The organism is Pedobacter sp. GSP4, assembly GCF_051857575.1.
GTDB lineage: Bacteria > Bacteroidota > Bacteroidia > Sphingobacteriales > Sphingobacteriaceae > Pedobacter.
Window position 1 is genome coordinate 318,114 of record NZ_JBPZIR010000006.1, and the last position, 6,842, is coordinate 324,955.

The 6,842-nt window shown below is 37.9% G+C and carries 8 protein-coding genes; 5 read left to right on the forward strand and 3 right to left on the reverse strand.

Going from position 1 to position 6,842, the window contains the following annotated elements; all coding sequences use genetic code 11:
• Positions 1-227: 227 nt before the first annotated feature.
• The gene (locus ACS5PU_RS17415) at positions 228-1,400 is read left to right on the forward strand and encodes an aldose epimerase family protein (protein ID WP_439460433.1); all 1,173 of its coding nucleotides are present in this window, start codon (positions 228-230) and stop codon (positions 1,398-1,400) included.
• A gap of 61 nt (positions 1,401-1,461) precedes the next feature.
• Here the strand turns inward: ACS5PU_RS17415 and ACS5PU_RS17420 are convergent, their stop codons facing one another.
• Positions 1,462-2,127, reverse strand: a complete 666-nt coding sequence (locus ACS5PU_RS17420) for an HAD family hydrolase (RefSeq protein ID WP_439460434.1) — start codon at positions 2,125-2,127, stop codon at positions 1,462-1,464.
• Positions 2,128-2,344: 217 nt separating this feature from the next.
• On the opposite strand from ACS5PU_RS17420, the gene ACS5PU_RS17425 reads away from it, so the two are divergent.
• Entirely contained in the window at positions 2,345-2,956 is a 612-nt protein-coding gene (locus ACS5PU_RS17425) for a Crp/Fnr family transcriptional regulator (RefSeq protein ID WP_439460435.1), read from the forward strand.
• On the opposite strand, the gene ACS5PU_RS17430 is transcribed toward ACS5PU_RS17425, so the two are convergent.
• On the reverse strand, positions 2,953-3,591 hold the full coding sequence (locus ACS5PU_RS17430) for a phosphatase PAP2 family protein (RefSeq protein ID WP_439460436.1): 639 nt from the start codon (positions 3,589-3,591) through the stop codon (positions 2,953-2,955). The two genes, ACS5PU_RS17425 and ACS5PU_RS17430, sit on opposite strands and share 4 nt — an antisense overlap.
• A 127-nt stretch (positions 3,592-3,718) precedes the next feature.
• Between ACS5PU_RS17430 and ACS5PU_RS17435 the strand changes: the two genes are divergently transcribed.
• From ACS5PU_RS17435 to ACS5PU_RS17445, 3 genes are all read left to right on the forward strand, one after another.
• On the forward strand, positions 3,719-4,762 hold the full coding sequence (locus tag ACS5PU_RS17435) for a tetratricopeptide repeat protein (RefSeq protein WP_439460437.1): 1,044 nt from the start codon (positions 3,719-3,721) through the stop codon (positions 4,760-4,762).
• 18 nt (positions 4,763-4,780) lie between these two features.
• The gene (locus ACS5PU_RS17440; protein ID WP_439460438.1) at positions 4,781-5,311 is read left to right on the forward strand and encodes a metalloprotease family protein; all 531 of its coding nucleotides are present in this window, start codon (positions 4,781-4,783) and stop codon (positions 5,309-5,311) included.
• Positions 5,312-5,626: 315 nt separating this feature from the next.
• On the forward strand, positions 5,627-6,127 hold the full coding sequence (locus ACS5PU_RS17445; protein WP_439460439.1) for a very short patch repair endonuclease: 501 nt from the start codon (positions 5,627-5,629) through the stop codon (positions 6,125-6,127).
• On the opposite strand, the gene ACS5PU_RS17450 is transcribed toward ACS5PU_RS17445, so the two are convergent.
• Positions 6,115-6,486, reverse strand: a complete 372-nt coding sequence (locus ACS5PU_RS17450; protein ID WP_439460440.1) for a hypothetical protein — start codon at positions 6,484-6,486, stop codon at positions 6,115-6,117. The two genes, ACS5PU_RS17445 and ACS5PU_RS17450, sit on opposite strands and share 13 nt — an antisense overlap.
• Between the last annotated feature and the right edge of the window lie 356 nt (positions 6,487-6,842).

The window sequence follows — 6,842 nt, forward strand, 5'->3', positions numbered from 1 at the left end:
AGTTTTTAAATTTTATGTACTCCAATTCCTAAAAATTTAAATACAGGTTTTAACCGTTCTACATTCCGTTATCACCGTTTCTACAAATTCTCTCATTGGTGTTGGTAGAGCTAAAATTAGCTGAAAAATATGTCTTTTTAATCTTCTAAAACGTTTTATTTGTAAAGTTAAGTGATATACTTATATTTAAAAACTTAATTGAAAATCTAAACCAAATATTCATTTCTATGAAATTAAAATCATTAGCGAGCTTAGGAGTTATAGCCGCAGTTGGCTTTGCCTCTTGTCAATCCGGAACCAAAAAAACAACTTCTACCGATAGCTCAAAAAGCGATTCATCGGCCGTGGTTACACTTGTTGCCGATTCATTTAAAAAAGAAATAGACGGCAAACAAACGGCACTTTATACGTTGAAAAATAAAAACAATGCAGAAGCAGTTTTTACCAATTATGGCGGACGACTGGTAAGTTTATTGTTGCCCGGTAAAGATGGGAAGCTTGTTGATGTAGTGGTGGGTTTTAAAAGCATCGGCGACTATGAGAAATCGACAGAGCCATATTTTGGTGCAACAATTGGGCGCTATGGAAACCGCATTGCCAAAGGTAAATTTACTTTAGAAGGCAAGACTTATTCTTTATTTACCAATAACGGGCAAAATACACTGCACGGTGGTAAAAAAGGATATCAATATGTAGTTTGGGATGCACAACAGCCTAATGCGAATACTTTGGTGCTTCAATATCTATCAAAAGATGGAGATGAGAATTTTCCCGGCAATTTAGCGGTTAAAGTGACTTATACGTTAACAGATGACAACGAACTGAAAATGGATTATGAAGCGAAAACAGATAAAACCACTGTTGTAAACTTAACCAACCATGCATTTTTTAACTTAAACGGCGATGGCAGTGGCGAAATTTTAAACCATGAGGTTCAGATTTATGCAGATGCTTACACACCTGTTGATTCTACTTTAATTCCGACAGGGAAAATAGAGAAAGTAGCTGGAACGCCATTTGATTTTACCAAGGCAACCACCATTGGTGCCCGTATAAACGATAAAAATGAGCAGCTAACTTTTGGTAAAGGTTACGACCATAACTATGTGCTTAATAAAACAGAAGGAATGGGGATGTACCATGCGGCTACGGTTAAGGGAGATAAATCGGGTGTGGTAATGGATATTTACACACAGGAGCCAGGTTTGCAGTTTTACAGTGGTAACTTTATGCAAAGTAAAAACACATTTAAAACTGGGGCGAAAGATGATTTCAGGACTGCAATTGCTCTGGAAACACAGCATTTCCCTGATTCGCCAAACCAACCTGCTTTTCCTTCAACAGTTTTAAAGGCGGGCCAAGTGTATAAAACCAGCTCTATTTATAAATTTAGCAAGTAATTTGAAAGAGTTGTCAACTTTAATAGCCGTGATGCTAGAAAGTTGACAACTCTAAAATTTTTTAGAAAAGATTCTGCAAAGCAGGATCGGTATAATCTGCTATAAAGGCTATAATATTGGGGTAGTTATCAAATTCTTCTTTGGTGTGCATAGTGGTTAACGCTACGCACTTCATACCAGCATTCAGCGCTGCTTCTACACCTTTGGGCGCATCTTCAAATACGACGCAATCGCTCGCCGCTACACCTAAAATTTCGGCTCCTTTGGTAAAAGTTTCTGGATCTGGCTTACTGTTTACTACATCTTCGGCACTTACTATAGCTTTAAAGTACGAACGGATGTTTAAATTATCCAATACAAAATTGATATTGAACGGTATGGCTGCCGAGCCAATTGCCAATTGGATGCCAGCTTGCTTTGCCCGATCTAAAAAAGCACCTAAACCCGCAATAAGCGTTAAATGCTTTTTATAAGCTGCCTGGTATCTATGCTCTTTTTCAATTGATATCTGATCGATCTGCTCCTGGGTGAAATGCCCAGCACCAAAAACACGTTCCAACAAATCCTGGTTTTTGCCGTACATCTGTTTTTTAACGGCCTCGAAACTGATACTGGCGCCTAAATCCTGAGTTAAAATATTGTGCCAGGCCTGGTTATGAAAAGCCATATCATCAATCATGGTGCCGTTTAAATCAAAAAGAAAAGCTTTGAATTTGTGATTCGTCATAGCGGCAAAAATATCAGATTTTTTTTAGGATCAAGTTAAAATTGCATCATCAAAAAGAAAATAAATCAATTTTTTCTAGATTAATTTCCAAATAGTATCCGCTGGCAGAAATATTTTGCACCAACTGTAATTATTTAGGCTTGAGTTACGTTTTGGTATTTGGAAATGCGGGCTTAGTGTAATAAATTGCATTATTTTAAAACCCGAAATAAAGATTATGACTGCTGCTAATCATGAGGGTGAACCTCTAATCAAGTTTTTGAACGATTTGCAGCCACTCAGTGACGAGTTAATTGCGCGCGCTAGAGCCGAAACATTTAAAATTTTTGTACGAAAGAACAATTTGCTGCCTGCACTTAATGAAGTTATTGGAGATGGCTGTTTGTTTTTTATTGTAAAAGGCCTCGTAAGGGGCTATATTTTAGACGAGGGTAAAGATATTACGGTTTGGTTAACAGATGAGAACCATTTAATAGGCAGTATCAGAAACCCGGGAACACTAAAACCTACTTACGAAGAACAGTACCAGGCTTTGGAAGAATGTGAACTGCTGGTGCTTTCTTACCGCTTTATTGATGAGGTATATGATAAGTTTCCGGAGGCGGGTGTTTTGGCGCGGAAATTATTGGCCATACAGTACCACATGTCGCAAGAGCGTTCTTACTTGTCGCGCATTCCCTCTGCCGAAGCCCGTTACAGGCAATTTAAAATTGCACATCCCCAAATTAAATCAAGGGTGCCGATCAAATTTTTAGCCAGTTATTTGGGCATGCGCATAGAAACGCTGAGCAGAATTAGAAAGAAAGCAAAAGCTGATGATGCAGATTAAGCCATTTTCTTTTTAAAATAGAAATAGCACAAGGGGAAAAGGCAGATTAATCCCAGTAAAAAACCACCCACAGTATCGGTAAACCAGTGGGCACCCAAATATATCCTGGAAGGGGCTATGGTAATGATTAAAAATGCTGATAAATAGGTGAAAATAATCCGCGTAGCCCTAGGAATGCCCTTTAAAGTATTCATTAAAATAATCAAAAACCCAAAAAATAACGTGTACGAAAGCACGTGCCCACTAGGGTAGCTCTGAAACCGGTTTACTTCGACCAAGCGTACATAAAATGAGGTAGGCCTTGGGCGGTTGATGATATTTTTTATCCCCAGGATAATCAGTCCGGAAAGTAATACCGACCACATAAATATCCCTTCGCGCTTATACTTTTTCCAATAAAATATGGCTCCGACAATGACCACCGAAAGAAGCGAATAGGGCAGTTCGCCAAAGAAACTAATGGCTAGCATTACTTTATCCAGCCAATCGGCATGGTGTTTTTGAATAAATAAGGAAGTTTTGATGTCAAAATCGAATATGGGGTGCTGAGCGATAAAAAAACTTAGTCCGCTAAAAGCGATGATGAGGATAACGAGCGCAAAAATAAGGGTATTTCGTTTTAAAAGAGTAGACATAGGCGGATCAGAAAAATCAAAACTAAATATTTTATATGAATAGCCGTAAAAAGATTGGATTTTCTGCTTGGATTGAAATTGGAAATAATAAAAAATATTATCTTTATTTTTTTAACGCTTATCTCAAATGCAAGAAAACCAATCTGCTGAAGGACTGGCTGAAAGCCAATTTAACGAAAGTTTATGTGCAAACTGCCAGCTAAATGTGTACGAACCCGGCCACGCCATTAATTTATGTAGCGATTGCCGCCAAGGTTTAATTAAATATCCTATTCCTAAATGGATTAAGTTTTTTGCCGCAGGCGTAGTCGCGGTTATGGTAATCAGTTTAGTACGCACCCAAAAGTATATTTCTGCGGCCATACACCTTGGCAAGGCCGAGAATGCCATTGAACAGAAACATTACATCACAGCGCAACAAGAACTGGTATTGGTATTAAACAAGTTTCCTAATGATATGACCGCAAATGGGTACATGATGATCGCCAGCGCATATAATTTTGATTATAATGCCTATGGAATCGCCTATGACCGTATTGCCGATAAAAAAACAGAAGATGAGGATTTTCTTAATCAGGTAGATGAGGCTTCGGCCTACATTGTGCAAACTTTTCCTAAAGATACGGTGCTGTACAAACGCATCTCGGCGGTTGCCAAGGATAAAGATAAATTAATCGCCTTAGCCGACAGCACGGATGAAATTGTTTTAAAAACACGTATTGCCAGCCTTTTATACGATTTTAAAGATTACGACCGGGTAGAAAACATTATCAACGGTGTGTTAAAGGTAGATCCGAATTTTTATCAGGCTTTAAGTTTAATGTCGGCAGTAAAAAGAAATACAGCTAAATACGATAAAGCATTGGCATTTTGCGATTTGATGCTGCAAATGAATGCCGAAGATATTTATGCCATATCGCAAAAGGCAAGGATAGAATTAAAACGGAAGCACGATAAAGATGCAGCAGCCTACGCAGAAAAAGCGTTGGCACTAAATCCCGAAAACGATAGTGCCATAGAGGCCAAAGCAATGGTTGATTACTTCGCCGGGAAGAAGAAAGAGAGTTTGGCTAGTTTAGCGAAAATCAAAAATCACGAAGCAGTTTCAGGAGACAGTACCGTATCTACCCGGCTGGCAGCAATTATTAACGGTTCAGAAATTTACAGGTAATTTTATTAATCAGATAGTATGTTTATTCCAGGTATTGTTATCAGTATAGCTACGTTTCCGGGTGTAATTGTTCACGAACTTGCCCATCAGTTGTTTTGTAGGTTATTTAAGGTTCCGGTTTTTGAAGTTTGTTATTTCAGGACCGAAAATCCGGTAGGTTATGTTTTACATGAACCCGTACCAAAGGTTTATCAAACCGTTTTCATTTCAGTAGGTCCATTTATTATAAACACCTTACTGTGTTTTATCATTGGTTTTTCAGCTGCATTGCAGTTTAAATTCGAATCGGCCAATGTTCTTGATTATGTATTGATGTATCTGGCCATTTCGATTGGCGCTCATGCATTTCCAAGCACAGGCGATGCCAATACATTATGGAATGCGGTAGTCAAGTCGGAAACAAGCTCATGGCTATCTAAAGCTATCGTTACACCGATAGTTGGTTTTATTTATGCGGGTGCACTGGGGTCTTTCTTTTGGCTCGATATTATTTACGGAGGTGCCGTAGCATTAGGTTTACCTTATCTCATTATTAAATTTGTAGTATAACTCATCACGGAAATAAAACGTTTCATCACGGAAATATGGCTTTATGTGTAAAGCTTTATGAATTGTTAAAATGATTTTCAATCTTCGGCTCAGATAATAAGGATATCTATGCTTAGAAGGTTAGCAGGATTAATTTCCTGCTAACTGGAAGGGCAATTCATTTAACCATTCTATTCACGAATTATATTTTTTTTGTTAACGCTCCAACCGAAGCTAACCTCCTTTAATTGAGGAGGTGCCTAGGTTGATTTAGCCATAATTTTCGCATCCGCTAAATCCTGATAAACAATCGTTCAATTTGTTGGTTTTTATGGTATGGGCACTAACCGCTATGAGGAAAAGGCAATTAAGGTTCCGCGTTTTGAAGAAAGTGCGGGTTTTTATACGTCATCTCAGCGGAGCAAAAACATGTCGAAAATCAGGGCTAAAAATAGTCTGCCCGAATTAAAACTCCGAAAGGCACTTTGGGCCAAAAATGTCCGTTACCGCATCCATCCTAAAAATTTTCCCGGTAAACCCGATCTAACCATCAACAAATACAGATTGGCTATTTTTGTTGACGGCGATTTTTGGCATGGCTATGAATGGGAGAAAAAGAAATCGGTTTTAAAAACCAATACGGCTTTTTGGATTCCGAAGATTGAGCGCAATATGCAGCGCGATGAGTACATTAATGCCCTGCTCAATTCGAAAGGATATACCGTAATGCGCTTTTGGGAGCACGAGGTAAAAGAAAATTTAAGCGCCTGTGTTAACCAGGTATTGCTTTATATCGAAGCGGCAAAAGCAGGTAAAATACCGGCCTATAATGGCTGAGCCATGCTTTCTTTCACAATAATCTGTTTCGGATCTGTAACTACAATCTGTTTTTTGCCTTTGTAATCGGTTATTATTCCGGTAACACAGATTTTATTTCCGATAAACATACTCGATGGCTCAGAAGGGAACTTCGATTGGTCTTCTTTATTGATTACAACCGTAAGCAGCTCTTTCGGAAAAGCACCACCGAGGTTAATCAATGTTAATTTATCTAAAGCTTTGGCGCTGTAAACCGAATCGCAGATGGTTACGTTTTTTCCAACATATTGAGCCGCATCTTTAGCCAGTACCAAGGTTTGGCTCTTTACGTAAAATGCCGAAACAAGGAGCAATAGGAGCAATGATAATTTTTTCATGTGGTTGGGATGTGGGTAAAGCAATGGTTAAAAAACCTTTGTTGTTTCAAAGTTATAACGAATTTAATATAAATCTATGTATAAATTTAAATACGCATAAATATTACATAGGCAGGATTCTATCTTCACCCGAATAATTTCTAAATTGGAATACAAGAAACTGTTTAATTTATGAACTGACCAATTGAGAACAAATTTTTATATAAAATCAATATGGATAACAGATCTTCAGATGTCGTCCTTTAGATTTGTATTGGTCTTTTATTTTAAGGATTACAAATATTTAATTTGCTTAAATTATTAATCAGATTACCTAAAGCGGTAGCGGCACATTAAAATGTCGTCAAGGTTTTTAT